The organism is Tessaracoccus pujii, assembly GCF_054483895.1.
This window is the reverse complement of the sequence record NZ_CM137012.1, coordinates 361,126-387,898: the sequence shown is the minus strand read 5'-3', so window position 1 is coordinate 387,898 and position 26,773 is coordinate 361,126. Positions and strand designations below refer to the sequence as shown.

At 71.7% G+C, this 26,773-nt stretch carries 28 protein-coding genes; 5 read left to right on the top strand and 23 right to left on the bottom strand.

Annotated elements, in window-relative coordinates; genetic code table 11:
* Positions 1-7 precede the first annotated feature (7 nt).
* The 8 genes from ACX1D0_RS01815 to clpS are packed head-to-tail and all read right to left on the bottom strand — an operon-like array spanning position 8 to position 5,199.
* Positions 8-487, bottom strand: a complete 480-nt coding sequence (locus ACX1D0_RS01815) for a dihydrofolate reductase (protein ID WP_459019210.1) — start codon at positions 485-487, stop codon at positions 8-10.
* Entirely contained in the window at positions 484-1,341 is an 858-nt protein-coding gene (locus tag ACX1D0_RS01810; protein WP_459019209.1) for a DUF1707 SHOCT-like domain-containing protein, read from the bottom strand. The genes ACX1D0_RS01815 and ACX1D0_RS01810 overlap by 4 nt, the downstream gene beginning before the upstream one ends.
* 19 nt (positions 1,342-1,360) lie before the next feature.
* Positions 1,361-2,173, bottom strand: coding sequence for a thymidylate synthase (locus ACX1D0_RS01805; protein WP_459019208.1), 813 nt, complete (start codon positions 2,171-2,173; stop codon positions 1,361-1,363).
* Positions 2,170-2,793, bottom strand: a complete 624-nt coding sequence (gene rdgB, locus ACX1D0_RS01800; RefSeq protein WP_459019207.1) for an RdgB/HAM1 family non-canonical purine NTP pyrophosphatase — start codon at positions 2,791-2,793, stop codon at positions 2,170-2,172. The genes ACX1D0_RS01805 and rdgB overlap by 4 nt, the downstream gene beginning before the upstream one ends.
* Positions 2,790-3,515, bottom strand: a complete 726-nt coding sequence (gene rph / locus ACX1D0_RS01795) for a ribonuclease PH (protein WP_459019206.1) — start codon at positions 3,513-3,515, stop codon at positions 2,790-2,792. Before rph ends, rdgB begins: the two co-directional genes overlap by 4 nt.
* Before the next feature lie 10 nt (positions 3,516-3,525).
* On the bottom strand, positions 3,526-4,332 hold the full coding sequence (murI, locus tag ACX1D0_RS01790; RefSeq protein WP_459019205.1) for a glutamate racemase: 807 nt from the start codon (positions 4,330-4,332) through the stop codon (positions 3,526-3,528).
* Entirely contained in the window at positions 4,325-4,909 is a 585-nt protein-coding gene (locus ACX1D0_RS01785) for a DUF2017 family protein (protein WP_459019204.1), read from the bottom strand. Before ACX1D0_RS01785 ends, murI begins: the two co-directional genes overlap by 8 nt.
* Positions 4,906-5,199, bottom strand: coding sequence for an ATP-dependent Clp protease adapter ClpS (gene clpS / locus ACX1D0_RS01780; protein WP_459019203.1), 294 nt, complete (start codon positions 5,197-5,199; stop codon positions 4,906-4,908). Before clpS ends, ACX1D0_RS01785 begins: the two co-directional genes overlap by 4 nt.
* A 23-nt stretch (positions 5,200-5,222) precedes the next feature.
* Here clpS and ACX1D0_RS01775 point away from each other — a divergent pair, with 23 nt between their 5' ends.
* Complete coding sequence (locus tag ACX1D0_RS01775) at positions 5,223-6,575, top strand: nicotinate phosphoribosyltransferase (protein WP_459019202.1); 1,353 nt, start codon at positions 5,223-5,225, stop codon at positions 6,573-6,575.
* A 241-nt stretch (positions 6,576-6,816) separates the two neighbouring features.
* Positions 6,817-8,337, top strand: coding sequence for an HNH endonuclease signature motif containing protein (locus tag ACX1D0_RS01770; RefSeq protein ID WP_459019201.1), 1,521 nt, complete (start codon positions 6,817-6,819; stop codon positions 8,335-8,337).
* On the opposite strand, the gene malQ is transcribed toward ACX1D0_RS01770, so the two are convergent.
* From malQ to ACX1D0_RS01755, 3 genes are read right to left on the bottom strand one after another with little or no spacing between them, the layout of a single operon-like run.
* Positions 8,258-10,411, bottom strand: coding sequence for a 4-alpha-glucanotransferase (gene malQ, locus ACX1D0_RS01765; protein ID WP_459019200.1), 2,154 nt, complete (start codon positions 10,409-10,411; stop codon positions 8,258-8,260). The two genes, ACX1D0_RS01770 and malQ, sit on opposite strands and share 80 nt — an antisense overlap.
* An 11-nt stretch (positions 10,412-10,422) precedes the next feature.
* Complete coding sequence (locus tag ACX1D0_RS01760) at positions 10,423-11,109, bottom strand: RDD family protein (protein WP_459019199.1); 687 nt, start codon at positions 11,107-11,109, stop codon at positions 10,423-10,425.
* On the bottom strand, positions 11,106-12,470 hold the full coding sequence (locus ACX1D0_RS01755; RefSeq protein WP_459019198.1) for an MFS transporter: 1,365 nt from the start codon (positions 12,468-12,470) through the stop codon (positions 11,106-11,108). Before ACX1D0_RS01755 ends, ACX1D0_RS01760 begins: the two co-directional genes overlap by 4 nt.
* 48 nt (positions 12,471-12,518) lie before the next feature.
* Between ACX1D0_RS01755 and ACX1D0_RS01750 the strand changes: the two genes are divergently transcribed.
* Positions 12,519-12,761, top strand: coding sequence for a DUF3039 domain-containing protein (locus ACX1D0_RS01750; RefSeq protein ID WP_459019197.1), 243 nt, complete (start codon positions 12,519-12,521; stop codon positions 12,759-12,761).
* Positions 12,762-12,768: 7 nt separating this feature from the next.
* Here the strand turns inward: ACX1D0_RS01750 and ahcY are convergent, their stop codons facing one another.
* The 6 genes from ahcY to ACX1D0_RS01720 form a co-directional block, all read right to left on the bottom strand.
* Entirely contained in the window at positions 12,769-14,166 is a 1,398-nt protein-coding gene (gene ahcY, locus ACX1D0_RS01745) for an adenosylhomocysteinase (RefSeq protein WP_459019196.1), read from the bottom strand.
* A gap of 9 nt (positions 14,167-14,175) precedes the next feature.
* The gene (locus ACX1D0_RS01740; RefSeq protein WP_459019195.1) at positions 14,176-14,622 is read right to left on the bottom strand and encodes a type II 3-dehydroquinate dehydratase; all 447 of its coding nucleotides are present in this window, start codon (positions 14,620-14,622) and stop codon (positions 14,176-14,178) included.
* A gap of 25 nt (positions 14,623-14,647) precedes the next feature.
* Entirely contained in the window at positions 14,648-15,589 is a 942-nt protein-coding gene (locus ACX1D0_RS01735; protein ID WP_459019194.1) for an SIS domain-containing protein, read from the bottom strand.
* 74 nt (positions 15,590-15,663) lie between these two features.
* On the bottom strand, positions 15,664-15,855 hold the full coding sequence (locus tag ACX1D0_RS01730; RefSeq protein ID WP_459019193.1) for a Trm112 family protein: 192 nt from the start codon (positions 15,853-15,855) through the stop codon (positions 15,664-15,666).
* Positions 15,856-15,887: 32 nt separating this feature from the next.
* Positions 15,888-17,237 (bottom strand): phosphohexomutase domain-containing protein, encoded by a 1,350-nt coding sequence (locus ACX1D0_RS01725; protein WP_459019192.1) that lies wholly within the window; start codon positions 17,235-17,237, stop codon positions 15,888-15,890.
* A 31-nt stretch (positions 17,238-17,268) separates the two neighbouring features.
* Positions 17,269-17,634, bottom strand: coding sequence for a DUF3499 domain-containing protein (locus tag ACX1D0_RS01720; protein ID WP_459019191.1), 366 nt, complete (start codon positions 17,632-17,634; stop codon positions 17,269-17,271).
* A gap of 36 nt (positions 17,635-17,670) precedes the next feature.
* Here ACX1D0_RS01720 and ACX1D0_RS01715 point away from each other — a divergent pair, with 36 nt between their 5' ends.
* Positions 17,671-18,108, top strand: a complete 438-nt coding sequence (locus tag ACX1D0_RS01715) for a metallopeptidase family protein (protein WP_459019190.1) — start codon at positions 17,671-17,673, stop codon at positions 18,106-18,108.
* A gap of 8 nt (positions 18,109-18,116) precedes the next feature.
* On the opposite strand, the gene ACX1D0_RS01710 is transcribed toward ACX1D0_RS01715, so the two are convergent.
* From ACX1D0_RS01710 to ACX1D0_RS01695, 4 genes are all read right to left on the bottom strand, one after another.
* Complete coding sequence (locus tag ACX1D0_RS01710) at positions 18,117-19,373, bottom strand: DUF5719 family protein (protein ID WP_459019189.1); 1,257 nt, start codon at positions 19,371-19,373, stop codon at positions 18,117-18,119.
* Complete coding sequence (locus ACX1D0_RS01705; protein ID WP_459019188.1) at positions 19,370-22,321, bottom strand: glycosyltransferase family 2 protein; 2,952 nt, start codon at positions 22,319-22,321, stop codon at positions 19,370-19,372. Before ACX1D0_RS01705 ends, ACX1D0_RS01710 begins: the two co-directional genes overlap by 4 nt.
* Before the next feature lie 26 nt (positions 22,322-22,347).
* The gene (locus ACX1D0_RS01700; RefSeq protein ID WP_459020360.1) at positions 22,348-22,593 is read right to left on the bottom strand and encodes a WhiB family transcriptional regulator; all 246 of its coding nucleotides are present in this window, start codon (positions 22,591-22,593) and stop codon (positions 22,348-22,350) included.
* Between the two features lie 70 nt (positions 22,594-22,663).
* Positions 22,664-23,743 (bottom strand): mannose-1-phosphate guanylyltransferase, encoded by a 1,080-nt coding sequence (locus ACX1D0_RS01695; protein ID WP_459019187.1) that lies wholly within the window; start codon positions 23,741-23,743, stop codon positions 22,664-22,666.
* Positions 23,744-23,795: 52 nt separating this feature from the next.
* Here ACX1D0_RS01695 and ACX1D0_RS01690 point away from each other — a divergent pair, with 52 nt between their 5' ends.
* Positions 23,796-24,449: a TIGR03089 family protein gene (locus tag ACX1D0_RS01690; protein ID WP_459019186.1), complete on the top strand. Its 654-nt coding sequence runs from the start codon at positions 23,796-23,798 to the stop codon at positions 24,447-24,449.
* A 3-nt stretch (positions 24,450-24,452) separates the two neighbouring features.
* On the opposite strand, the gene ACX1D0_RS01685 is transcribed toward ACX1D0_RS01690, so the two are convergent.
* Entirely contained in the window at positions 24,453-25,436 is a 984-nt protein-coding gene (locus ACX1D0_RS01685) for a DivIVA domain-containing protein (protein ID WP_459019185.1), read from the bottom strand.
* Positions 25,433-26,773: a coiled-coil domain-containing protein gene (locus ACX1D0_RS01680; RefSeq protein WP_459019184.1), complete on the bottom strand. Its 1,341-nt coding sequence runs from the start codon at positions 26,771-26,773 to the stop codon at positions 25,433-25,435. The genes ACX1D0_RS01685 and ACX1D0_RS01680 overlap by 4 nt, the downstream gene beginning before the upstream one ends.

Sequence of the window (26,773 nt, the reverse complement as noted above, 5' to 3'; positions counted from 1 at the left end):
CGGGGCGTCAGCCGACGGCCGGGGTGGGCCGGTACTGCGCGAAGTCGAACCCCTGCCTGATCTCGCGGGAGACCTCGGTCCATTCCCGCGGCGAGATCATGGGGAAGCGGGCCCCGCCGTCGGGGTCCTGGTGGACGTGGGTGATGTCCAGCTCGGTGAGGTACGGCCACGCCGCCTCGTAGACCTGGGCGCCGCCGCCTACGTAACACACCCGCTCCGGGGTCTCGGCCGCCAGGTCCAGCGCCTCGGTGATGGAGTGCGCCACCTCGACGCCGTCGTCGCTCCAGCCATGGTCGCGGGTGACGACGATGATCCGACGGTTGGGCAGCAACCCGATCTGCTCGTGCGTGCGGCGCCCGAAGATCACCGTGTTGCCGGTGGTCACCTTCTTGAAGCGGCGGAAGTCCTCGGGGATGTGCCACAGCATGTCCTCGCCGGAGCCAATCACCCAGTTGTCGGCCACGGCCGCGATCGCGACGATCCTCATCGCGGTTCCATCGGCCGGACATCGATCGTCTCGCCGGCGGCGTCGACCTGGACCGACCCGGACTCACGGCCGTCGACGGCCGTGACCCGCACCGTGGGATCGCCGGCGTCCGTCCACAGCAGCAACACCTCAGTGACTGAACCGGTGAGATTGAGCGCAGCCGTCTCCAGCGCCTTCGGGACGAGCCCGTTGACCAGATCCAACTCCGCGAGGTTGACCGGCCCGGCCACGGTGGATCCGCTCATCTCGATGGGCCCCATGCCCAGACGGGAGAAGGTGGTGATCTCGCCGGGCGCCCGGGCCTGCGACCCGACGCCGGCGATCTCGTCGACCGTGATGCGCAACTCGACGAGGGAGTCCAGGCCGTGATCGAGCAGCAGCGCCGAGGTCTCGGCCCAGCCCTCGAAGAACATCGGGTCCAACTCGAGCGATCCCCCGGCCCACTCGGGCTCCGGCATCATCGGGTTCATACCCCCCGTCACGGACTCACTCATCATCATGCCGGAGAACCCGATCACCCCCAGAACCCCCAGCCCCACGACGGTCGCCCCGACGCCCAACAGGACGCGGCGGCCCACGTCACTCGACGGCACGCCGCGATACACCTCCGGCAAGGGCTGGAACGCCTGCGGCGGCCCAGGTTGGGGGCGCGGAAACGCCGGCGTCACCGGAACGATGTTGGGCTGCGGCAGGCCCTGGAACTGGGCCATGGCATCGCGGTGGGTCACCGCGGCGAGCACGGCGTTGCTGCGCGTCTCGAACTCGGACTCGTCGAGCCGGCCGTCCGCGTACGCCGTGGACAGCAGCTCGAGATACCGGTCCCGCTCCTGGAAGGAGGGCCGCAGTTCGCTCATGAGGGTTAGGGTAGCCCGCCTACACGGCGATGGGCGCCTTGATGGCGGGGTGCGGGTCGTAGCCGACCACCTCGATGTCGGCCAGCGTGAACGCGTCCAGCTCGGTCACCTCGGGGTTGAGCCGCAGCCTCGGGAGTGCCCGCGGTTGCCGGGTCAGCTGCTCGGCCACCTGGTCCACGTGATTGGAGTAGATGTGCGCGTCGCCCAGCGTGTGCACGAACTCCCCCACGCGCAGCCCCGTCACCTGCGCGACGAGGTGCGTCAGCAGAGCATAGGAGGCGATGTTGAACGGCACGCCGAGGAAGACGTCCGCCGAGCGCTGGTAGAGCTGACAGCTGAGCAGGGAGGGCCCACCGTCGTCCGCCGGCGCCACGTAGAACTGGAACATCATGTGGCACGGCGGCAGGGCCATGGCGTCCACGTCCGCCACGTTCCACGCGGAGACGATGTGACGGCGGGAGTCCGGCCTGGTCTTAAGGGACTCGACGACGGCCGCCAGCTGGTCGATGTGGCGACCGTCCGGCGTGGGCCAGGAGCGCCACTGGTAGCCGTAGATGGGGCCCAGGTCGCCGTCGGCGTCGGCCCATTCGTCCCAGATGGTGATCTTGTTCTCGTGCAGCCAGGCCAGGTTCGTACTGCCTCGGAGGAACCACAGCAGCTCGCCGAACACCGACCGGGTGTGGACCTTCTTGGTGGTGAGCAGCGGGAAGCCCTCGGCCAGATCGAAGCGCATCTGGTAACCGAACACGGACCGGGTGCCGGTGCCGGTGCGGTCCGGCTTGTCCACGCCGGTGTCCGTGACATGGCGCAGCAGGTCCAGGTACTGCTTCATGCGGCCCCCTCCGCCTCGAGGCTCTTGAGGTAATCGACGAAGGCGCGCACGGCGTTGCCGCGGTGGCTGATCGAGTCCTTCTCCTCGGCCGTCAGCTCGGCCGACGAGACGGCCAGGCCGGCGGGGATGAACAGGGGGTCGTAGCCGAAGCCGTTCTCCCCGTCCGGCGCCTCCGCGATGCGGCCGGGCATCGTGCCGTGCCAGACCCTCCGCTCACCGGTGGGCGCCACCATGGCCAGCGCGCAGACGAAGCGCGCGGTGCGGCGCTCGGCCGGCACGCCGTCGAGTTGCGCCAGCAGGAGCTGGTTGTTGTCCTCGTCGTCGCACGCCGGCCCGGCCCATCTGGCCGAGCGGACGCCGGGCATGCCGTTGAGTTCGTCCACCTCCAGGCCCGAGTCGTCGGCGACGGCCATCAGCCCCGTCTCCCGGGCGGCGGCCGAGGCCTTGAGGAACGCGTTGCCCTCGAAGGTGCGCTCCGTCTCCGGCGGCTCGGGGTAGCGCGCCACGTCGCCGAGCCCCAGCACCTCGACCCGCACGCCCTCGCTCACCAGGATGCGGCGCAGCTCGGCGAGCTTCTTCGGGTTGTTGGTGGCCAGCACCAACCGCTCGGGCAACCTCATGCCAGTGCCTCGCGCTGCAGGCTGGTCAACTCCGCACAGCCGGCCGTGCCCAGATCCAGGAGCGTGCCCAGCTCGTCGCGGGTGAACGGCGTGCCCTCCGCGGTGCCCTGCACCTCGATGAACGTGCCCGAGCCGGTCATGACGATGTTCATGTCCGTGCCCGCCGCGGAGTCCTCGTCGTAGTTGAGATCCAGCAGTGCGTGTCCGTTGGCGTTGAACCCCACGGAGATCGCCGCGACCGAGTCCTTCAGCGGCTCGCCCTTGAGCGCCCCGAGGCGCCGCAGGTGCTCGACGGCGTCCGCCAGTGCCACATAGGCGCCGGTGATGGCCGCGGTGCGGGTTCCACCGTCGGCCTGGAGCACGTCGCAGTCCAGCACGATGGTGTTCTCGCCCAGCGCCTTGTAGTCGACGACGGCGCGCAGCGAGCGTCCGATCAGGCGCGAGATCTCATGGGTGCGGCCGCCGAGCCTGCCCTTGACGGACTCCCTGTCCGACCGGGTGTGCGTGGCCCGGGGCAGCATGGCGTACTCGGCGGTGACCCAGCCCAGGCCGGAGCCCTGCCGCCACCGGGGCACGCCGACGGTGACGGAGGCGGCGATCAGGACCCGGGTGCGGCCGAACTCCACGAGCACCGACCCCTCCGCGTGGTCCAGCCAGTTGCGGGTGATGCGCACCTCGCGCAGTTCATCGGGGGCGCGGCCATCGCCACGGCGAAACGTCATGGCGCCCAACTTAGTCGATCGTCACGTGCTCGACATTCGTGACGAACCCGCCCAGCAGGCGCCGCCCGATGCCCTGGAAGTCCGAGGCGTCTCCTGTGGTGAGGAACCTGCGCTCGGCCTCACGCGGCTGGTGGTGCAGCAGGCCGGCCTGGGTGAGCTGGGCGTAGGTGGACTGCGCGCACGCCTCCGCCGACGACACGAGCGAGACGCCCGTGCCCAGCACATAGCTGATCACCCCGCTGAGCAGCGGGTAGTGCGTACATCCGAGGATCAGCGTGTCCGCGTGCGCCTTGATCACCGGCTCCAGGTATTCACGGGCCACGTCGAGCAACTCGTCACCGCCCGTGATGCCGGCCTCGACGAATTCCACGAACCGGGGGCACGCCTGCGCGGTGAGGGTGATCTGGGGAGCGATGGCGAAGGCGTCGTCGTAGGAGCGCGAGTTCACCGTCGACTCCGTGGCCACCACCGCCACGCGACCGTTGCGGGTGGCCGCGACCGCACGGGTGGCGGCGGGTAGCACCACCTCGGTGATGGGCACGTCGTAGCGCTCCCGCGCGTCGCGCAGCACGGCCGACGAGGCGGAGTTGCAGGCGATCACGAGGGCCTTGACCCCCTGCGCGACGAGGTGGTCCAGGCCCTGCAGCGCGAAGCGGCGGACCTCGGCGATGGATCTGGGGCCGTAGGGCGCGCGGGCGGTGTCGCCCAGGTAGACGAAGTCCTCGTTGGGCAGCTGCTCCACGAGGGAACGCAGCACGGTGAGGCCGCCGAAGCCGGAGTCGAAGACGCCGATGGGCCGCTCGATCAGGTCACTCATCGGCCGGCTCGAAGTCCATGGGGTCCAGGCTGGCGTCCAGCCTCAGGCAGGTGGCGCGTGACTCGAGCAGGTCCTCCAGCAGGTAGCCCAGCCATTCGATGAGGTCGTGCAGCCCGCTGGCCTCGACGTTGGGGTCCGGTTCCGCGAGGCGCTCGGGGCCGGCCAGTTCCGTGTACCAGAACAGCCGCACCGCACCGAGCACCTTCACCCAGGCGTCGGCGCGCCCCAGCGCCACCGGCACGAACTCGTCCCAGCCCTCGAGGTCCTCCACGACGATGCGCGCGGCCGCCGTCCGGGCGCGGGCCTGGTTGTGGATGGAGTCGCGCCAGAAGTCGTCGGCGCCCTTCGCGTCCGGCATCGCGGGCGGGAACAGCCGGATCAGGCGGGGATTGCCGAGCATGCGGTTGGTGGGGTCGTCGGAGAGGTCCGCCACGATCTGCTCGAACGCGTCGTCGCTCTCGGCCGGCAGCAGGGTGGCCAGCTGGGAGGTGTAGAGCTCGATCATGTTGCGCAGCCCCTCGGCGCGGCCGTCGCGGCCGTCGAAGGCCCACACGATGTCCTCGTTCTCCAGCGTCATGCCTGCTCCATCGAGGCCCACAGGTTGTAGCCCTGCATCGCCAGCACGTCGCGCTCCATCGCCTCACGGTTGCCGGTGGAGACCACCGCCTTCCCGTCGTGGTGCACCTTCAGCATCAGCTCCTCGGCCTTCTCCAGGGGGTACTTGAAGTACTCCTGGAACACGTAGGTGACGTAGCTCATGAGGTTGACCGGGTCGTCCCAGACGATGGTCACCCACTGGCCCACCGTGCCCGGGGCCTCGGTGGGGGCCTCGAGGACCTCGACTCCGGCATCGCCTGCACTGCTCATGGCCCCAGGATAGGGTGCCGTGCATGACCACCGCGCTGCTCACCGACCACTACGAGCTCACCATGGTGCAGGCCGCGATGAACGCGGGCACAGCCAACCGGCGCAGCCTCTTCGACCTGTTCACGCGCCGCCTGCCGGAGGGGCGTCGCTACGGCGTGGTGGCGGGGCTGGGGCGCGCCGTCGAGGCCATCGAGCGCTTCCGCTTCGACGAAGCCGAATTGAGCTGGCTTCTGGAGCGCGGGATCATCCAGGACAACCTGGCCGAGTGGCTGGCGAACTACCACTTCTCGGGAGACATCTGGGGCTACCCCGAGGGCGAGGTCTACTTCCCGGGCTCACCGGTGCTCTCCGTCGAGGGCACCTTCGCCGAGGCGTGCCTGCTGGAGACGGTGCTGCTGGCCATCTACAATCACGACTCCGCCATCGCCGCCGCTGCGTCGCGGATGACGTCCATGGCCGGCGACCGGCCGTGCGCGGAGATGGGGTCGAGGCGCACGCAGGAGTGGTCGGCCGTGGCCGCTGCCCGGGCCGCGTACGTGGCAGGATTCGCCTCCACGTCGAACCTCGAGGCGGGGCGCACCTACGGCGTGCCGACCATCGGCACCGCGGCGCATTCCTTCACCCTGCTGCACGACACCGAGGAGGACGCCTTCCGCGCACAACTCGCGACACTGGGCGAGGCCACCACGCTGCTGGTGGACACCTACGACATCGACGCCGCCATCCGGCTGGGCGTGGAGCTCACGGGCGGGCGGCTGGGAGCGATCAGGCTGGACTCCGGCGACCTGGCGCTGGTGGCGCGCGAGGCCCGTGATCTCCTCGACGACCTCGGCGCCACCCACACCCGGATCATGGTCACCTCGGACCTCGACGAATGGCAGATCGCCGCGCTGCAGGGCGCCCCCGTGGACGGCTACGGCGTGGGCACCGCGCTGGTCACCGGCTCCGGGCACCCAACCTGCGGGTTCGTGTACAAGCTCGTGGCGCGCGCCGCCTCGGACGATCCGAACGCGCCGATGACGCCGGTGGCGAAGAAGTCCAAGGGCAAGAACACGCTGGGCGGCCGGAAGTTCGCCATGCGCCGCCGCGGGGCCGACGGCAGGGCCGAGTCCGAGGTGATCGGGATGGGCACCCCGCCCGCCAACGACGGCAACGACCGCGACCTCCTCGTCCCCGTGTTCCGCGGGGGCGAGCTGGTCTACCGCGCCACCCTCGACGACGCGCGCCGCCGGCACGTCGAGTCCCTGGCGGAGCTGCCGGTGGGCGCCCACCGGATCTCGAAGGGCGATCCGGCCCTGGAGACCCTCATCCTCGACGAGACCGGCAACCAGTCCACCAACCCGTATCAGGCCGCGCCGCTGGTGCCGAACCTCTGACCGGGCGCTCCGACGTGCGCTGTCCCCGGTGGGCGGGGGAGTAATCAGGGAGTCAGGCCCGGGATCCCGGGCCGTGAACTCCTGCCCGCGGGGCCGAGGGTGGCCGGCTCCTGCTTCGGCCCGCTGGCGGCGATGGGCACACCCAGGCGCCTATCAATCCTTGTCAGAGCGAGTATCACAGTGCGGCAACAGTTCACACCCACGCCTTGCGTCGCACACCTGTTCTATTTATACTGGACTCATGCTTCAACGACGGCTCACCACGGACCAGGCGCTCGGTGCGCTGGAGTCCACGCTGTCGCTGGTGGACCACGCGGAGCGCGAAGGGCTGGAGCCCACGGCCAGGCTGCGTCTGATGCAGCGGGCCAGGCGGCTCGCCGAGCGGATCGAGTCGCTCGCACTTGTCCTCACTGACGAGGCCAACCGGGCCCAGGCGTCGATGAAGTCCGCAGGCACTCCGCTGACGTCCTTCCTGGCCGTCAGCGAGCAACGTGACACGAGGGAGGCCGCCGCGCAGGTGTTCCAGGCCCGGGACCTCGCCACACACTCGCAGGTCCGGCAGGCGGCTCTCGAGGGCGACGTGTCGCCCGGACATGCGGTGGCCATCTGCAAGGGCATGGCGCAACTCCCGGCCGGGTTGAGTGCCGAGCAGGTGGAGCGGGCGCAGGCAGTGTTCATCGGGCGCGCTGCCAGCGCCACGCCCCGCAAGCTGGCGCAGGCGGCGGCGCTCGTTCTGGCGGAGGTCGCGCCGGAACTGATGCCCACCGCGGCGGAGCAGGTCGCAGACATCGAGGCGCAGACGCGCCGGGCGCGGGCCAAGCGGTCGTTCAGCTACGGCGACGACGGCGACGGCTCCGTGTGGTTCCGCGGCTCCCTGCCTGAGGTGGACGCGGCGCCGCTGATCGCCACCCTGGAGGCGTACGTGCAGGCGGATCGACGAGCGGCGCGGGGCCGTCTCGCCGGCGTCCGCTCCCTGCGCCCCGGGCCGCAGCTGCTCCGGAGCTACGCTGCAGCCGATCAGGGCCGCACGCCCGACCAACGCAGGGCCGACGCGTTCACCACCATCGTGGCCGAGCATCGCGGGGCGCCGACAGCGGCCGGAGACCGGCCGCGGATCGTGATCACCATCAGCGAGGCGGACCTACGGGGTCGCGCGGAGGCATTGGGCTTACTAGCGTCGGGTGCGGAGATCGCACCCGGAGACCTGCGCCGGCTCTGCTGCGACGCGGACCTCACCCCGGCCGTCCTGGGCGCTGCCTCGGAGATCCTGGACATCGGACAGACGAAGCGGCTGGTGAACCCCGGCATCCGCAAGGCACTGTCCCTCCGCGACGGCGGCTGCGCATTCCCCAACTGCACCGCACCGGATTCGGCGTGCGAAGCACATCACGTGATTCCGTGGTATCTCGACGGGCCCACGTCGCTGGGAAACATGGTCCTGCTCTGTGCACATCATCACGCGGTCATCGAGCCCCAACGATTCAACGCCGACGCCGATCAATGGACAGTCACGTTCGATCCGGTCACCCGGAAGCCGGTGATCTCGCCGACGCGGCGGATGCAGGTCCACCTGGCAAGTCAGGACCGCCCGGGGCCTAGGATCCGGGCGGCGGCAACAGGCCGCTCGCCCAGGAGCGCCGCCCACGATGCCGGGCCAGGAGTGTGGCCATCGCCGGCGTTCGTCAGCGGTCCCAGCGGGATTCGGGCTGCTCGTCGAGCCCGTTCATCACCGCGGCAAGGCGGCGCGGAAGCGGCGCCTTGAAGATCTCCTCCAGCGAGATCCGCTTGCCACGCATGTCCGCCAGCGGCACCCGCCAGTTTGGGTACTCGTCCACGGTGCCCGGCTGGTTCTGCGCCCGGCGCTCCCCCACTGCGTCCGTGAGCGCCGCGAGCAACACCTTCGACGGGGTGCGCAGCAGGAACTTGTGGAGCGCCAGCATCACCTCGACGGGCTCATCACGCTGATCCTCGGCGAGCAGCCCCTCGTCGACGAGCTTGGCCAGCCAGCCGGCCTGTTCGCGTTGCGCAGCGTCGAGTTCCTCCTGGAGCGGCTCGGTGAGCAGGCCGAGGTCGTCGCGCAGCCGCACGTGGTCCCCAGCGAGGTAACCAAGCGTCGGCGGCAGATCGTGGGTGGTGACCGAGGCCATGCAGTACTGGCGCCACCACTGGGCATCCAGCGGCTCGCCCTGCATCCCCGCCTCGAACCACAGCACCGAGGTGCCGAGGATGCCCCGGCGGGACAGATAGTCGCGCACCCACGGCTCGACGGTGCCGAGGTCCTCGCCGACGATGAGTGCCTGGGCCCGCTGCGCCTCCAGCGCCAGGATCCCGACGAGCGCCTCGTGGTTGTTGCGCACGTAGGTCCCGTTGGTGGGCCCCGCACCGATCGGCACCCACCACAGCCGGAAGAGGCCGATGATGTGGTCGATCCGTACGCCGCCCACCCGCCGCAGCGCGGCCGACACCATGGCCCGGAACGGCGAGTAGGCGAGCTCCTCGAGCTTGTCCGGGCGCCACGGGGGCTGACCCCAGTCCTGCCCCGCCTGGTTGTACTGGTCCGGCGGGGCCCCCACGCTCATGCCGGAGGCGAACACCTCAGGCATCATCCAGGTCTCGGCGCCCTGGCGGTGCACGCCGACGGCGAGATCCGTGACGATGCCCACCGGCATGTTCACCTCCGCGGCCACCGTCTGGGCGGCGGAGATCTGAGTCTGTGCGATCCACTGCAGCCACTCGAAGAAGTCCACGTCCCCTGCGTGCTCCTCCGCGTAGGCCGCCACCGCGGGCGACGACGGCCGGCGCAGCTCCTCCGGCCATTCCGTCCACAGCTGGCCGTGGGTGAGCGACAGGCAGGACCAGAGCGCGAAGTTGCGCAGCCCGATGCCCTCGCGACGGCGGAAGTCCTCGTAGGCGATCCGGCGGGCCGAGCGCATGCCCGATTCGTGGATGAGACGCAGCGCCTCGATCTTCAGCGGCCAGATGGCGTTGCGGTCCACGATGCCAGAGGTGTCCGCCGCGGCCTGCGCCTGGCGACGCAGCGCCTTGATCCGGAGCCGCTCGGCACGGCCCAGGGTGGCGTACTCGGGGATGGCCTCCGGGCGGATGTAGCTGGGGTTGATGAAGCGGCGGCTGGCCGGGAGGTAGGGCGAGGGCTCCATGGGGGGCACGGGCTGGGCCGCGTGCAGGGGGTTGATCAGCACGTAACCGGCGAACTGCTTGGTGCCGGACCACGTGATGAGGTCCGCGAGGTCCGCCAGGTCCCCGATTCCCCACGACTGGCGCGAGGTCACCGAATACAGCTGCGTGCCGTAACCCCAGATCCGCTGGTTCCGCATCGCCGCCGGGAAGCCGACGACCGATGGCGTGACGATGAGCATGCCCGTGTGCACGCCGGTAGCCGTTCGGGCCACGATGTGGTGGTAGCCGGTGGGCAGGTCGTCGCCCACCCAGAACGACGCCTCGCCGATGGCCTCGCCGTCGACCCACCGGTCCGGCGCGACGTTCTCGCTCTGCCAGGTGCGCCGCGTCTCCCCGGATTCGAGGCCGATGTGAACGTCCACCTCGGTGCCGGCGGGCAGATGGATGGGCACGTGCGCGCCCTGTCCCTCCTCGAGGACGGTGCACGAGGGCACCACGCGGCGCCAGCGCTCGTCCTCGAGCCGGGTCAGCGACGCATCCGCGGCCTCGGGGGTGCTCGCATCCACATCGAACGCGGCCAGGACGCCGATGATCGTCTCGGCGGGAATGGGCACATGGCGCCCCTTCCAGTCCCAGAACTCCCGGGCTATGCCGAAGCGTTCGGCCAGCTGGATCAGGCCGTGGTTGAGGTCAGTCACGATGAAGAGCCCTAGCGGATCTTGAGGACGTGGGTCTTGGCGATCATGTCACCCAGAGTCTGCTTCTCGCGCGTGAACGCGGCGAACAGGCCGTTGAACACCCAGATGACCTCGTAGAGGATGGCGCTGGCGATGCCGCGGACGGCGGCCGTGGTCCAGTCCAGCTTCGAATCGGCCGGTGCGCCGGCCTTGACCACCCGCATCCCCAGCAACAGCTGGCCGACGGTGGCGCTCATGGTGCCGTACAGGACGGTGCGGTAGGCGGCCATCAGGACGGCGCCGACGATGCCGCTGTAGAGCAGAGCGGTCCAGAGGTCCGCTCCCGGGACGGGGATCTCGCCCACGGGATTGTCCGCGTAGACCATGACGTCGCGCTGCCAGCGGGCCATGGCCGTGTCGATGGCGACCGTGAGTCCCAGGACACCCGCGACGAGCTGGGTGACGATGCCCAGCAGGATGGAGTCGATGATGAAACCCAGCACGCGCCAGCCGAATCCGGCGTAGGGCCGGCCGGACTGCGGCTGGAACCGGGGGTCGCCCATCGGTGCGCCGTAGCCCTGCTGAGGGGCCATGGGCGGCGGCACGTGCGGATCCCGAGTGGACTGCGACCACGCGAGCCCGTCCCAGTAGCGCTCGCCGTCGGAGCCGGCCGGGTCTGGGTACCACCCTGCGGGCGGCTGCTGCGGGGAGTAGCTCATGGGTCCAAGGATGCCATGAGTAGCTCGTTGGGAATGCGCCCGATCCGGCGGCTGACCACGATCGCGGCCACGGAGGCGACGCTGAGCGCCCCGAGCGCGACCGAGTAGCTGAGCTTCTCCGGCGGCACCACCAGCAGCGCTGTGTAGAGTCCCCCCGCCACGGCCGTGATGACGGAATTGCCCACGGATTCGGCCACCTGCATGGAGGACTGGTTGCGCCCCTGCTCGAACGCCGACGACAGGCTCATCACGGCCACCGCGGAGCTGGGCATGGTCAGGCCCATCCCGAGGCCACCCAGGATCCACGCGCCCAACCCCACCCAGAGCGGGATCACCGGCCACCAGGCGAACGCGGTGATGGCCACGATGCCCGCCGTCGAGAAGGAGGCCCCCAGCGTGACGTAGGTGTCGCGGTGCAGGCGCACCCATGCCTGCGACTGCAGCCACGATCCGGCCGACCAGCCGACACTGCCGACGGTGAGCGCCAGTCCCACCTCGAATGGGCTGAGCCCACGCAACTGTTGCAGGGTGACCAGCAGGATGGTCTCGGCGGCGAAGAACGTCCCCGCCTGAAGGGCACGGGACAGGACCACGCTGGGGATGCCGGCTCCGATGCCCAGGGTGCCGGGCGCGAGGATCCGCGGCAGCCCCCACAGCAGCGCGCCGACGCCCACGACGGCGGACGCGGCGCTCAACCAGCCCAGGTTCTGGCCGCCCACCAGGATGAGCGAGGGCCCCAGCGTGACGGCGACCGTGGGCCAGACCGCGACGGGCGCCACCTCGCCCTCACCTGCCCGGAAGCGTGCCTGGACCCCGCGCAGCCCCGGAAGAGTCATCAGCAGCGCCACGGCCACCAGCGGCAGCATCGTGGCGAACACCAGCCGCCAGTCGTACCCGGTCAGCCAAGCCGCGAACGGCGGTCCGATGAACGCCGGCAGCAGCCAGCAGAACGACACCAGCGCCATCACGCGCGGCCGCTCCCGCGGCTCGAATCCGTGGGCCACCGTGACCGCGAGCGTGAGGTTGAGGGCGCCGGCTCCCAGGCCCTGCACCAGCCGGGCCGCCAGCACCATCCACACCGACGCGGCGGACCAACCGAGCAGCAGGCCGACGGCGAACAGCACGAACCCCGCATACATCGGGGCGGCGGGTCCCCGCGTGTCCGCGACCCGGCCGCTGATGATGGTGGCCAGCAGCATCCCCGAGATCATCGTGGTGAACGCCCACGGGTACAGGTGCGAGGCGTCGAAGGACTCCATGATGGTGGGGACGGCCGTGGCCAGCCCGATGGACTGGAATGCCACCGAGAACACCGCCAGCATGATGCCGACGATGAGCAGCCGTCTCCCCGGACCCGCCATGCCCCCACCTCCGTCCGTCATTGTTCCACCAGCACTACCATGGGCCGCATGACTGAGCTCGCCCCCGGATCCCAGACCGTCACTCAGGAGCGCACGGAAACGTTCGAGGACGGCGACCAGGACCGCTTCTCCCACTACGTGCCCAAGGACAAGCTGGTGGCCGCCATGGTCAACGGCACCCCCGTCGTCGCGCTCTGCGGGAAGGTGTGGGTGCCCACCAAGAACCCCGAGAAGTACCCGGTGTGCCCGGAGTGCAAAGAGGTCTGGCACTCCATGAACCCGGACGGATGAGCCAGGTTCAGTAGCGGTAGCTGTCCGGCTTGTACGGGCCGGAGGGGTCCACACCCAGGTAGCCGGCCTGCTTGGGCGTGAGGGTGGACAGTTCGACGCCGAGGGCGGCCAGGTGCAGCCGGGCCACCTCCTCGTCGAGTGCCTTCGGCAGCGTGTGCACGCCCACGGGGTACTCATCGGCCCTGGTGAACAGCTCGATCTGGGCGAGCACCTGGTTGGTGAACGAGTTGCTCATCACGAACGACGGGTGGCCGGTGGCGTTGCCGAGGTTGAGCAGCCGTCCCTCACTGAGCACGAGGACCGAGTGTCCGTCCTCGAAGCGCCACTCATGCACCTGGGGCTTGATCTCGATCTTCTCGACGCCGGCCCGGGTCTCGAGTCCGGCCATGTCGATCTCGTTGTCGAAGTGCCCGATGTTGCCGACGATGGCCTGGTGCTTCATCCGGGCCATGTCGTCGGCGGTGATGACATCGCAGCAGCCGGTGGCGGTGATGAAGATGTCCGCGCGGTCCACCACCGAGTCCAGCGCGGCCACCTGATAGCCGTCCATGGCCGCCTGCAGCGCGCAGATGGGGTCCACCTCGGTGACGATGACGCGGGCGCCCTGGCCGCGCAACGACTCCGCGCAGCCCTTGCCCACGTCGCCGTAGCCGCAGACCACGGCGACCTTGCCGCCGATCAGCACGTCGGTGGCCCGGTTGATGCCGTCGATGAGCGAATGGCGGCAGCCGTACTTGTTGTCGAACTTCGACTTGGTGACCGAATCGTTGACGTTGATCGCCGGGAAGAGCAGCGAGCCCTGGCGGGCCATCTCGTAGAGGCGGTGCACGCCCGTGGTGGTCTCCTCGGTGACCCCCTGGACGGAGGCCGCCAGCGCCTCCCAGTCCACGACGCCCTGGGTTTCGCGCAGCGTGTCGAGGATGACGCGCCACTCGTGCGAGTCGCCGTCGGCCGCCTCGGGCACGACCCCGGCGCGCTGAGCCGCGACACCCTGGTGAACCAGCAGCGTGGCGTCGCCGCCGTCGTCGAGGATCATGTTGGGCTGACCCCCGTCCGGCCATGCCAGGATCTGCCGGGTGCACCACCAGTACTCCTCGAGCGTCTCGCCCTTCCACGCGAACACCGGGATGCCGGCGGCGGCGATGGCGGCGGCGGCATGGTCCTGGGTGGAGAAGATGTTGCACGACGCCCAGCGCACCTCGGCGCCGAGGGCCACGAGGGTCTCGATGAGCACCGCCGTCTGGATGGTCATGTGCAGGGAGCCGGCGATCCTGGCCCCGGTCAGCGGCTTGGAGGTGCCGTAGCGCTCCCGCATGGCCATGAGGCCGGGCATCTCGTGCTCGGCGAGGGTGATCTCCCTGCGGCCGAACTCGGCAAGGGACAGGTCAGCTACGCGAAAATCCACGCGGCCACTCTACCCGGCCGGCGGCGTCTTGCCGGACGCGGCGATGTGGGCCAGTGCGAGGTCGTAGCCGTCGACGCCGCAGCCGATGATGATGCCCTGCGCCTTGGCCGACAACACGCTGTGCTGCCGGAACTCCTCGCGGCCGTGCACGTTGGAGATGTGCACCTCGACGTAGCTGGGCACCAGCGCGGCGGCGTCGGCGACGGCGTAGGAGTAGTGCGTCCAGGCCCCAGCGTTGATCACCACGGCAGCGCCGGCATCGGCGGCCTCGTGCAGCCAGCCGATCATCTCACCCTCGTGTTCGGTCTGCCTCACCTCGACCTCCAGGCCCAGGCCGTGCCCGGTACCGACGAGGTGCTCGGCCAGGTCCGCGTGGGTCGTGGCGCCGTAGACCTCCGGCTGGCGGGTGCCGAGCCGGCCGAGGTTGGGACCGTTGAGGACGAAGACCTTGCGCATGCGGCCTAGTCTGCCAGCCGTGGCCCTACTCTGCGGCGAGCCCGATCTCAAGGTAGGCGGCGCCGTAGAGGCCGCGCTGCAGCAGGGTGACGTAGCGTTCCACGTCGCTCAGCGCCAGGTCCTTATCACCTGAGGACACCCGCGCCACCCGCGCGCCGACGGAGTCCGCCCTCCGCGCCAGCCGCTCCGCGACCCCGCTGAGCCTGTCGGTGAGCTTGTCGTCGTCGAGCAGCACCAGGCAGGGCTGGATGTCCGTGGGCCCGTCGACGGGGTCCGCGAAGGGATCACGCGGCTTCACGGCGCACAGCAGGGTGTCCAGTTCCGCGGCGTCGGCGGCGAGGGCCGGGCGTCCGCACGCGCGGCGCACCGACTCGGCGACGCGTCGCGAGGCCCGGCCCGCGAGCACGGTACCGCCCCAGATCAGCGGAAGCGTGTCCGCCAGGCAGAGCGCCAGCTCCTTGCCGGGATTGTCCGAGAGGTCCCGGCCGGGCGCGCACGCCTCCGCCACCAGGTCCGCGGCGTCCGCCACGTGACCGGTGTGCACCGACGGGCCGAGCCCCAGGTCACCCAGCAGCGACAGGACTGCCACGGCCGCCGACAGCGAGTCCGCCTCGACGGTGGGGATCAGGGTGGTGGCAGGCGAGGCCGTCTCCTGCGCCAGACGCGAATGCTCCGGCGCGGCCACGATCATCGAGGAGCCGCGCCGCATGGCCTCCACGGCACACTGCAGCACCCACTCCGGGGTGTCGTCGTCTCCCAGCACGACGGTGAGGTCCAGGGGACCCACCCACGCCGGCAGGCCGGGGCCCGGCCAGGCCATGAACGGCACCGGACAGGCCACCTCCAGCACGGCCCGTACCAGGCGCGCCTCCGTGCCGAGTGCGAGGATGCCGCGCGGCCTGTCGGCCCGCTCCAGATGGCCCACGGGCTCGGTGAGCGCCGCGCGGCGGATCCGGGCTCCGGTCATTGCCAGCCACCTCAGGCCCTCATGCGCGTCAAGGCCCGGGGCCTCCAGCCGCGAGTCGTCGAAGAGCTGGCCGTTCACAACGTGCTGCGAGCCTGGTCGATCAGGAGCACCGGGATGTCGTCGCGCACCGGGTAGGCCAGGCCGCAGGCCTGGTTGGTGCACACCAGCTCCTGCGCGTCGTAATCCACGGCGAACTTCGCGTGGCACGCCGGGCACGCCGCCACCGCCATGAATTCGGGCGAGAGCTCCATCGTCTTGTCTGCCATCGTCGACCTCCTCGAGTCTGTGAAGAAAGAATCTACCCGGCCCGTACGAGGCCGAGCACCTCGTCACGCAGCGCCCGCATGGTGGCCTCGTCGCGGGACTCTACATTGAGGCGCAGCAGCGGTTCGGTGTTGCTGGGCCGCAGGTTGATCCACCATCCCTCGGCCCGGTTGCGCACCGTCAGCCCGTCGCCCCGGTCCGCCTCGCCGCGACCCTCGAGCTCCCGCGCCACCCGGTCCATGCACAGGTCCGCGTCGTCGACGGTGGAGTTCAGCTCGCCGGAGCGGTGGTACCCGTCGTAGACGGCGGCCAGCTGGGACAGTGGGCGGTCCGCCCGGCGCACCAGCTCGACGACATGCAGGGCGGCGAGCATGCCCGTGTCCGCAGACCAGAAGTCGCGGAAGTAGTAGTGGGCCGAGTGCTCTCCGCCGAACACGGCGCCCGTCTGAGCCATGAGGGCCTTGACGTAGGTGTGGCCGACGGTGGACTGCACCACGCGGCCCCCACGGCCCTCCACCGCCTCCCCGACGCACCACGACGTGATGGTGTTGGTCACGATGGTCGAGCCAGGGTGCTTCGCCAGCTCCGCCACCGCGATCATCGCGGTGACCACCGACGGGTCCACCACGCCACCGAGCTCGTCGATGATGAAGCAACGGTCCGCGTCGCCGTCGAACACCAGGCCCAGGTCCGCGCCGTGTTCGAGCACAGCGGCCTGCGCATCGACGAGGTTCTCCGGCTCCAGCGGGTTGGCCGGATGATTGGGAAACGTGCCGTCGAGCTCGAGGTAGAGCCCCACGACGTCGAGCCCCCGGCCGGCGAGGGCCGTGAGGGCCGTGTGGCCGGCCATGCCGTTGCCGGCGTCGACCACGACGGTGAGTTCGCGCTCCCCCGTGACCGGCACCAGGTCCCCGAGCTTGTCCGCGTACGCGTCGAGCGCGTCCAGCTCGCGGTACCCGCCCGTGGGTTCGGCGCCGAGCTCGACGCCGGCCGCCGCGTCGCGCAGCCTGGTCATGAAGTCCGCAGGGACCGGCCTGGCATCGGTGAGGCAGAACTTGAGCCCGTTGTAGGAGGCCGGATTGTGGCTGGCCGTGAACTGGACGCCGGGGAGGCTGAGCCAGCCCGAGGCGAACCACAGCTCATCGGTGGAGCTGAGCCCGATATCCACAACGGAGGCGCCGGCGCGACGGGCGCCGTCGGCGAAGGCGAGCGACAGCTCGCGGCCCAGTATCCGCATGTCGCGGCCGAGGACGAATTCGACCGGGCCCATCAGCTCGACGAAGGCGGCACCCAGCGCGCGGGCACCGTCGAGGTCCCATTCGGGGTCCTCCCCCACGACGATGCCGCGGATGTCGTTGGCCTTGAAGATCTGCGGTGCTAGCACCTGGCCAGCGTATCGCCTTCCCTGCCCGCGCTCAGTCGACGGTGGGGACCAGCCGGAGGTGCCCGCCCCGGGCACCCGGCTGGGGCGTGACGTGCGCGGGAAGCGGGTCCGGAACCGGGTCGTCGTGGCGCAGCCCGATGGCGCGCACGGCGTCCGCCAGCGCCATGAGGTCGTCCGAGGGGGCCGACGGCGCGGGCGTGTGGCCGTCCAGTGGGAGCCGGATCACTTCCCAGCCTTTCGGCACGCTCGTCCGCTCGGCGTGCACGGAGCACAGATCGTAGGAGCCCGGCTCTGCGGCGAGCGCAAGGGGCCCGAGGACGGCCATCGAATCGGCGTAGACGTAGGTGAGCGTGGCGACGGCGGTGGCCACGCACGCGGTACGGGAACATCTGCGCACGCCCTGACCGTACCGGACGAGGGCTAGGGTGGCCGCATGCCACGCAGACGAGACCGGCACGGCCGCGGGATTCGCGGCCCCCTGGCAGCCCCGAACCCGTTGACGGGGCGGCCGGTGCCGCTGACCCGGCCGTCGCGGGTGGACTACTTCAACGACTGCGTCACCTCGGCGATGGCGGACATCGCAGCGGTGGCACCCGATGCGCTCAACGGCATCGTCGTGGGCGTGGAGGAAGTGCCGCACCTCAACGTCGCCTGGTCCGGGGACCGCGTGCCGCTGTCGGCGGCGCTGGAGCCCGGCCGCGGCCGCGCCGCCCAGATCGTCATCTTCGAACGGCCGCTGGAGCACCGCGCGTCGTCGCGCAGCCAGCTGCGCCGGCTCGTGCACCGCACCATCGTCGAGCAGCTCTCCACGCTGACCGGCCGCAGCCTGGACGAGCTGCTGGGCGGCGCCCCCTGGGACGACGAGGACTGACGCCGCGTTCAGCGCAGCCCGGGCAGCTGCTCTGCGGGCAGCGTCTGCACCGGCGCGTCGGCGGCCGGGCCGACGGGCACCAGCACGGTCCCCGCGTCGGCTACGGACGCGGCGGCGGCCAACACGTCGCCTGTGGCGCTGACCGAGACCACCACCGGGTCCCCCGCCGGGATCGGCACGGAGACCGTGTAGCCGGGCGGCACCTCCACCTGTCGGCTGTCCGCCACCCCGCCGACGGGGGTCAGCGTCACGTCCACCGTGACGGACTCTGAGCGGCCAGGGTTGCTCAATTGCAGCTGACCCGCCCCGGGAACCAGGGCGGCGAGATCAGTACCGGCCTCGGCCGCGACGACGGAGGCCTTCGCCCCACCGGCACCGGTGACGAGGGAGGCACCCACCGCCTCGGGCGCGGTGACGCGCACCGCGGTGGCCTCCCCGGACAGTGGCTGGGTGAGGTCCACCGCCACGGTGGTCATGGCGGGCACGGACAGCGACTCCGCCACCGCAGGCACGTACGGCCCTGCCGGGCCCATGCCCTCCAGCGTCACGTCCACGCGGTCCTCGTGCGGGTTGCTGATCAGCAACCTCGTCGAGGTGGCACCCGTGGGGGCGCCGGCGAGCAGGTGTTCGGTGGCGATGGTGGTGGGTGGCGCGAACTGGGTGGGGCGCCCCTCGACACCGGTTGCCAGCAGGGCCACCCGGCCCAGGCTGGTGGTGAACGCCACGCCGACGGGGCCCGCAGGGGCCAGCACCGACAGCGCCACCCTGCGGCTCACGCCGGGCGCCAGCGCGATGCCGCGGGCGCCCACCGCCGCGACTTCGCCGTCCGGGCCGAGCAGCGTCAGGTCCACTGCCGCCTCGGTGGAGTCGGTGTTGACCAGCACCAGCTCCACCGCGGCGGGGTCCGGGACGAGGACCATGCCGGCCGTGCTGGGCACGGCGCAGGCGGCGTGGGCGCGCTGTGGCGCCTCGACCAGGACGCCGCCGGAGATCCGTTCGTCCGCGCTCAACCCCGCCGGCCCGGACAGCGGCTCGGACACCGGCGCGGACACCGTGCGCTGCGCGCCGTCGAGGCCCGTGACCGTGACTGGGCCGGAACCGCCGATGAGGGCGGACCCGGCCGGGATGCAGGTGAGGCGGGTGCTTCGCGGCAGCTCGATCGCGTCCGTGGGCGGCTTGCGCAGCGGGCTGATGAGCGCCAGGCCGACGGCTACTGCCACGATCAGGGCGAGCGCGGCCAGGGACATGGCGGCTCTGCGGATCATTCCTGCCCCCTTCGCGCGACGGTGGAGGCGCCCAGCGTGGGCGCGGCCAGCAGCGCCAGGATGGCTGCCACGGCGAGTTGCGCCGCGACCCGCCAGGGCAGTGGACGGGGCCGCACGACCACCTCGCCCGCCTCTGCGCCCAGCTGGAAGGTGAGGCGTTCGCCGCCGTCGATCCGGGTCAGCGCACGCCCGTCGACGGTGGCCTCCCAGCGCGCGTCGGACGGCTCCGCCACGACGAGGCGGCGCGACTGGGATCCGGCCTCGACGGTGCCGCGCAGCAGCGGCTCGGCGACCTCGCCGTCGACTACCTGGATCCGCGACACGAGCCCGACGACCGTCCACACGACGGTGTCGGAGTCAGCGGCGGCGCTGGTGAGGCCGGCGGCGTTGTCCAGCTGCGCCCGAAGCTCGGGGTCGAAACCGCGCAGCCACACGTGCGACACCCCCAGACCGCGCAGCTGACCGGCCACGTCGTCCGGGAGCGCGCCGGTGGAGAACGCCTGCACCAGGGCATGGAACTCGGCCGAGAAGTCGCCCGCCGGGTTCCGCTCACCGGTGCCCCACTGCGGCTGGCGGGAGTCCACCACGTTCCACCCGAGTGTCTCGTCGGTGGTCCGTTGGATCATGAGGGCCCGGGTGTCGCGGCTCGAGTCCAGGACGTCACGCACGTACCCGGGCAGCGCCGAGGCCCGTTCGGTCACCGGGCCGGCGAAGCCCACGACCCCCCACACACCGGCCGCGAGCAGTCCGCTCAGGCCGAGCGCCAGCGCCGAGCGCGTGAGGGCGATCCCGGCTCGCTCGGCGGCCACCACCGGGGCGAGGAGCGCCGCCACCACGAGCAGCGCCCACGGTGACAGCAGCACGCGCGCGGTCCCCCCGTCGACCGTGACCACCAGCCGCGACAGCAGCGTGCCGATCAGCAGCGGCGCAGCGATGCCGATGAGGGCCCACCGCCAGGCCGGCCCGGTGAGCCGGGCCAGCGCCGCGACGGAGACCAGTGCCAGGAGCGCGAAGAAGGCGACGTTGGCCCACAGGGGAAGACCGGAGGGCAGGATGCGGCCCACCACCAGCGCGAACGAGGCGGGCGGGAAGTCCGGCCAGGCGAGCGGGTCCACGCCGGTGAGCAGCCGACCAGGGTGCGCGAACAGCTGCGGGATCCACGGCGCCACGAACGCCCACGAGGGCAGGATCACGACGGCGGAGTCGGTGACCCGATCACGGGCGCGCAGCGCCCACACGACCCCGGCCAGGGTCAGCGCGACGAGCAGCACGGGCCACACCAGCGAGGCGATGATCAGCCAGAACGCGGCGCCGGCCGGGGCGCGCAGCCGCTCGGCGCCGGCGGCCTCGTTGCGCACCACCGCATACATCGCGCGGGCCAGCAGGGGCGCTACGACGGCCAGCACCATGCCGCTGACGTCGCCCGCGGTCACGACACCGAGCAGGATCGTCGCGCCCGCCCAGGCTGCCGAGACCGCTGCCGCGACACCGGGGGCCACCGCCAGGCGGCGCAGCAGTGCGAGGGCGGACAGCCCCGCCAGGGCGGGCGTGGCCAGCAACGCCAGGAACGCGAACCAGCCGGGGCTCCCCAGCCCGGCCAGGGATGCGAGGGTCGCGACGCCCATCCACGGCGCGTCGCCGGTCAGATAGCCCTGCCAGGCGGCGCCGATCGACGCGGGGGCCGGGAGGAGCCCGCCGCCGGAGACGGCGCCCAGGCCGAGCAGGGTGCGACCGGCCGCTGCGGCCGCGACCACGAGCACCACCAGCAGCACCGTGACCGGGGACAGGACGCGGCCCTGCACGGTGCCGCCGGCGAAGTCGTCGCCGGTGAGATCATCCAGCGTGGTGTCGGCCTCCCGCAGGTCGCGGAACTTCTCCGCCACGCCGGAGCCCAGCTTGTCCACGGCATGCCGAACCGGCCAGAACCGGTTCGGCAGCAACTCGTCGGGGGTCAGGTCCTCGGCGGGCATTCGTGCGGCGAGCGCTGCGGTCAGGCCGGCCGTGGCCAGGTAGCGCCGCATCGCGGCGACCTCCGCCCCGGCGTGCGCGGGCGATTTCGCCAGCATGAACCCGAGCGCCCGGACCAGCGACGCCAGGACGACGCCGACGCGGGACGCGCCGCGGGACCCGGCGACGCGGAGGGCGGCCAGGCGGTCCACCTCGTGCGGGTGGCGTTCCGCGGGGCGCTCACCGGAACGCCCGGCGTGCCGGTGCACGAGGGCGGCCGCCGGCCAGGCGAGGACCCGGTAACCGACGGCGTTGGCCCGCCAGCCGAACTCCACGCCGTCGCGGTGCCGCTCCACCTCCGGAGCGAGCCCGCCGACCTCGCGCCACACGTCGCCGCGCACGAGCAGGCCGGCGGTGGAGCCGCCCAGCACGTCGCGCGATTCCGTCTGTTGCTGATCGACATCGCCCTCCTCCACCAGCGGTACACGCAGCCCTCCAGGCGTGATCGCCTGGCCCACCTCAGACAGCGTGTCGGGATAGTTGCGCCGCTTGGGCTGCAGCAGCTTGGGCACCACCACGTCCGCCTGGCGGGCGCCGTCGAGGAGTCGGGCCAGGGTGTCGCGACGGGGGGCCGCGTCGTCGTGCAGCAGCCAGATCCAGTCCGGCACGGCGTCGCCGACGCCGAGGGCGACGGACTCGGCGAACGGCGCGTCCGCGGTGCCGTCGATGAGCTCGTCGAGGACACCTTCGGCCGTGGCGCGCAGCAGGAGATCGCGCGAAGAATCGGCAGATCCGGCGTCCACGGCCACGACGCGGCCCGGCCGCGGATCCAGGCCCGCCAGCGCGAGGAGCTGGCGGGGCAGCCACTCGGCGGCGTTGTGCACCACCATGACGGCCGTCACGGTGGCAGGGTCGATGTCCGGGGTCTCGCCGGCGGGATCCTCGTTCTCGATCCAGGACCAGAGGTCCTCCAGGCGGCCATGCTGCGGTTCGTCGGTCAAACTGTCCTCCAGCGCGCCGTCAGGGGCTAGACGGCTGCGCGCTTGAGCTTACGCCGCTCACGCTCGGACAGCCCGCCCCAGATGCCGAAGCGCTCGTCGTGACCGAGTGCGTACTCGAGGCACTCGGTGCGGACGGTGCAGTTGAGGCACACGCGCTTCGCCTCGCGGGTGGATCCGCCCTTCTCGGGGAAGAAGGCCTCCGGATCCGTCTGTGCGCACAACGCGTCGGCCTGCCATGCGAAGGCACCGTCGTCGTCGCCCCAGAGATCCATGCTCTCGCTCACGCCTGCCTCCTCCCGTTGTAGCGAATTACACACGAGTGATTTTGATCGGTCAAGCGGATCAGGCGAATTCGTCCCCTGCCTGTGCCCGGACGAGGGCCACCAACTCCTTGATCCGCTCGGCATCGGAGAGCGGGGCGACGAGTGTCGCGGCGGGGGTGGCGACCACCAGGGAGTCGCGCAACCCTATGGTGCCGATGACGTGGTGCGGCCCCACGGCATTGACCAGCACGCACCCCGACGAGTCCAGCGTGACACTCTGCCCGTCGACGGCGTTGCCGTGCTCGTCGTGCGCGAGCAGTTCGGCCAGCGAGGCGAAGCCCCCCACGTCGCGCCATTCGATGGCCAGGCCCACACTGACCACCTCCGCGTCGGTGCGACCCTGCGAGACGGGTTCCATCACGGCGTAGTCCACGGAGATCTTCTGCAGCGTCGGGAAGATCTCGTCCAGGCGGTCGGGCTCCGCGACCAGTGCGCGCACCTTGGCGGCGGTGTCCGGGAGGAGCTGGTCCAGCTGGGACAGGAGTGTCGCGGCCCGCCACACGAACATGCCCGCGTTCCACCAGTACTCCCCCGTGGCCAGGTACTGCTCGGCCACCTCCCTCGAGGGCTTCTCCCTGAATTCGGCCACGCGGTGCACCCCGGGGAAACCCTCGAGGGCCTGGGCGCGGCGCAGGTAGCCGTAGCCGGTGTGAGGGCTCGTGGGCACCACCCCGAGCGTCACCAGGGCGTCCGGGCGGGCCTCCGCCACGTCGAAGGCGAGCGTCAGGCTGCTGCGGAACGCGTCCACGGGCGTGATCACCTGATCCGCCGTGACCATGGCGACCACGCCGTCCGGGTCCCGGTCCGCAACGACGGCTGCGGACCAGGCCACGGCGTTGAGCGAGTCGCGACCCTCCGGCTCCCCGAGGATGTTGCCCGCGGCGAGCTCGGGGATCTGCCGCGCCACGTCCTCGGCGTAGGCGCGGCCCGTGCACACCAGGATCGCCTCCGGGGGGACCACTCCGGCAAGCCGGTCGTAGGCGAGCCGCAGCAGCGAGGTGCCCTCCAGCAACTCGAGCAGCTGCTTGGGCCGGCCCTGACGCGACAACGGCCACAGACGGGTGCCGGAGCCACCGGCCATGATGACGACGTAACGCATGCGAGGAGGCTAGCGAATCGGGCGTGCCGGTGCCCGGAATAGGATCGGCACCATGTTGATCGGCGCCCTCCGCCGGCGCGTGGCCCGTCAGGGCACGCAGCCGCTGCTCACCCACTACGACGGCCGGGACGGGTCGCGCACCGAGCTCTCGGCGGTGACGTTCGCCAACTGGGTGGACAAGACCGCCAACCTGATCGAGGATCTCGGCCACGAGGATGGCGAGCCGATCGACCTGGCGCTGGCCGACACGCACCCGGCGCACTGGGTGACATTGGTGTGGGTGGCCGCGGCCTGGCAACGGGGCTGCCCCGTCGTGCCGGGGGTCTCGGGCGCGGACCTGTTGGTGGTGGGGCCCGACGACCCTCGCCGGGCGACGCTCACCGTCGCCTGCTCGCTGCACCCGCTGGGGCTGGGCTTCCGCGTCACACCGCAGGACGCGCTGGACTACCGCGAGGTGATGGCACAACCCGACGCGCACGACCTGTCCCCGCTCGGCGAGTCGACGGTGTGGGCAGGGCGCCCCTCTCCCGAGGTGGCCCCCCGGGACACCCGCCTGCTGCTGGTGGACCCGCCCGCGGGCTGGGCCACGGTGGCCCAGGCCCTCGTGTCACCGGTCCTGGGCAGCGGATCGACGGTGGTCGCGGTGGGCCTGGGACCCGGGCGGGCCGCGGAGATCGCCGCGGCCGAGCGCGCCGTCCTGGCCTGAGGCTCAGTCGGTGCCGTCCTCCTGCGGCAGCTCCGCGGCCTGCTCCTCCGCCGGGTCCACAACGGGATCGGCGAGCACAGCCACAGCGGCTCCTCCGCCGAGGGTGGCGAGCATCTGGCGCACGTTGGACAGCTGCGAGGTGATGGAATCGCGCCGCTGGGTGACGGCGGCCAGCTCGCGGTCCGAATCGCGGCGGATGCGCTCGGCACGGGCCTGCGCCTCGCCCACCAGCTCCTCGGCCTCACGCTCGGCCTTCGCGCGCACGGCCTCGGCCTGCGAGGTGGCGTCGGAGACGATGCGCTTGGCCTCGGTCTCGGCTGCGCTGAGGTTCTCCTCGGCGGCTCGCAGCTGATCCTCCCGCTGCCCCATGGCCACGGCGAAGTCCCCGGCGGCCGCGTCGCGCCGCTCGGCCAGGGTCTTCTCGAAGTCCGCGGCCGCCTGGGCCGCGCGGGCCTGCTGAACCTCGTAGACGGCCTCGGCCTCCTCGCGGCGGGTGGCGGCCTCACGGTCCGCGTGGTCCAGGATCTCGTCGGCGCGGCGCTGGGCGCCGGTCAACCTCGCCTCAGCGTCGGCCTCGGCAGAGGAGCGCGTGTCCACGGCATAGCGATCCGCCTCCGCGACCATCGCCTGCGCGCGCCGGGCCGCATCCTCGAGCAGTACGGCGGCCTCGTCCTGGGCCGAGCGGCGGATGTCGTCGGCCTCCTCCTCGGCGAGCGCCAGCATCTGCCCCACCCGTTGTCCCAGTTCCTCGAACGTGGGCCGCGAGGCCGCCTGCTGGACGCGGGAGGCCTCGTCCGCGCGCTTCTGGGCCTCGACGAGACGCCCCTCGACGGCGGTGCGCTCCTGGGCGGCCTCCTTCGCCCGGACGCTGAGCTCACCCAGCTCGGCGCGGGCGGCGTCGAGCGCCTGCTGCAGCGTGGCGATCTCCGCGTCCACCTGGGCGGGTTCGTAGCCGCGGAGCACGGTACGGAAGTTCTGTGTGGTCATGATTCCTCGCTGGTGGTGGGGGTTCCTGGTACGGAGAGGGCTTCGATAACGCCGGAGAGATTACTGAGCTGGGAGGTGATGGTGTCGCGGCGCTGCGTCAGCCGAGACACTTCGGCCCGAGCCGCCTCCACGGTCTCCCGCGTGCTCGCGCGCACGGCCTCGGACTCGACCCGGGCGTCCGCGAGAAGCCGCACCGCCTCGTCGCGGGTGGCCCGGGCCCGCTCGAACGACGCGCGCTGCGAGCGCTCCAGATCCGCCGCGAGCCGCTCCCGCACGGCCGTCGCAGTGCTCTCGGCCTCGGAGATCCGCTCCTGGGCGCGACCCACGACGGCCTCCGCCTCGCGTCGCGCGCGCTCCAGGATGTCCGCGGCCCGCGCGTCGGCATCCTCCCTGGTCCGCGTGGCGTGCCCGGCCGCGGCCGCAAGCTCGGCGTCCGCCCTCGCGCGCACGTCGGCGGCGTCCACCTCTGCCGAGCGGAGGCGCTGCCTCGCCAGGGCCACCGCACGCTCGAGGGTGCGGGAGAGCTTGGCCCGGAGGTCGCGGGCGCGGGTCGCGTTGGTCAGGTGGGCGTCGCGGGTGATGCGTGCGATGTCCGCCTTCGCCCCGTCGAGGAGGGCCGCCACGGTGGCACGGGCCCAGGCCAGCTGCTCGGCGGCGTCGGCCAGTTGTACGCCGGCGCGGCTCTCCGCGTCGTCGATGAGCCGCGCCGCCTGGGCGGCCGCCTGTTCGCGCGCCATGTCTGCCGCTAGGGCCGCGTTCTCCCGGAGCTCGACGGCGGCCGAGTGGGCCTGCTCGCCCTCTGCCCCCGCCTGCGCCCGTATCCGCTGTGCCTCGGCCTCCGCCTCGGCACGGAGGGACTCCGCCTCCGCCCGGGCGGCGGCAAGCACGCGGTCCGACTCCGCCTCGGCCTCGGCGCGGGCCTGACCCAGGGCGGCCTCCTCGGACGCCCGCCAGCGGGCCGTCTCGGCGCGGACCGTGCCGGCGTCGGCCTGCGCTGCGGCGAGGAGCGCCTCGGCCTCGCGACCAGCGGCAGCGACGACGCCCTCGGCCTCGGACCGGGCATCTGCGATCAACTCGTCGGCCGTGCGCTCGGCCATCTCCGTGATGCCGCCGGCCTGGTGGGCGGCGTCCGTCAGCACCCGCTGAGCGTCGGAACGGGCCTCCTCGAGCCGGTGCCTGGCGAACTCCAGATCCGCCTGCACCTCGTCGCGCTGCCGGGCCAGCTCCGCCAGCTGGGACCTGGACCCGGCCACATCGTCCTCGGCCTCCTGCCGGACCCGGTCCGCCAGCCGTTGAGCCTGGAGGAGCAGTTCGCTGGCCGTCTCCGCCGAGGACAT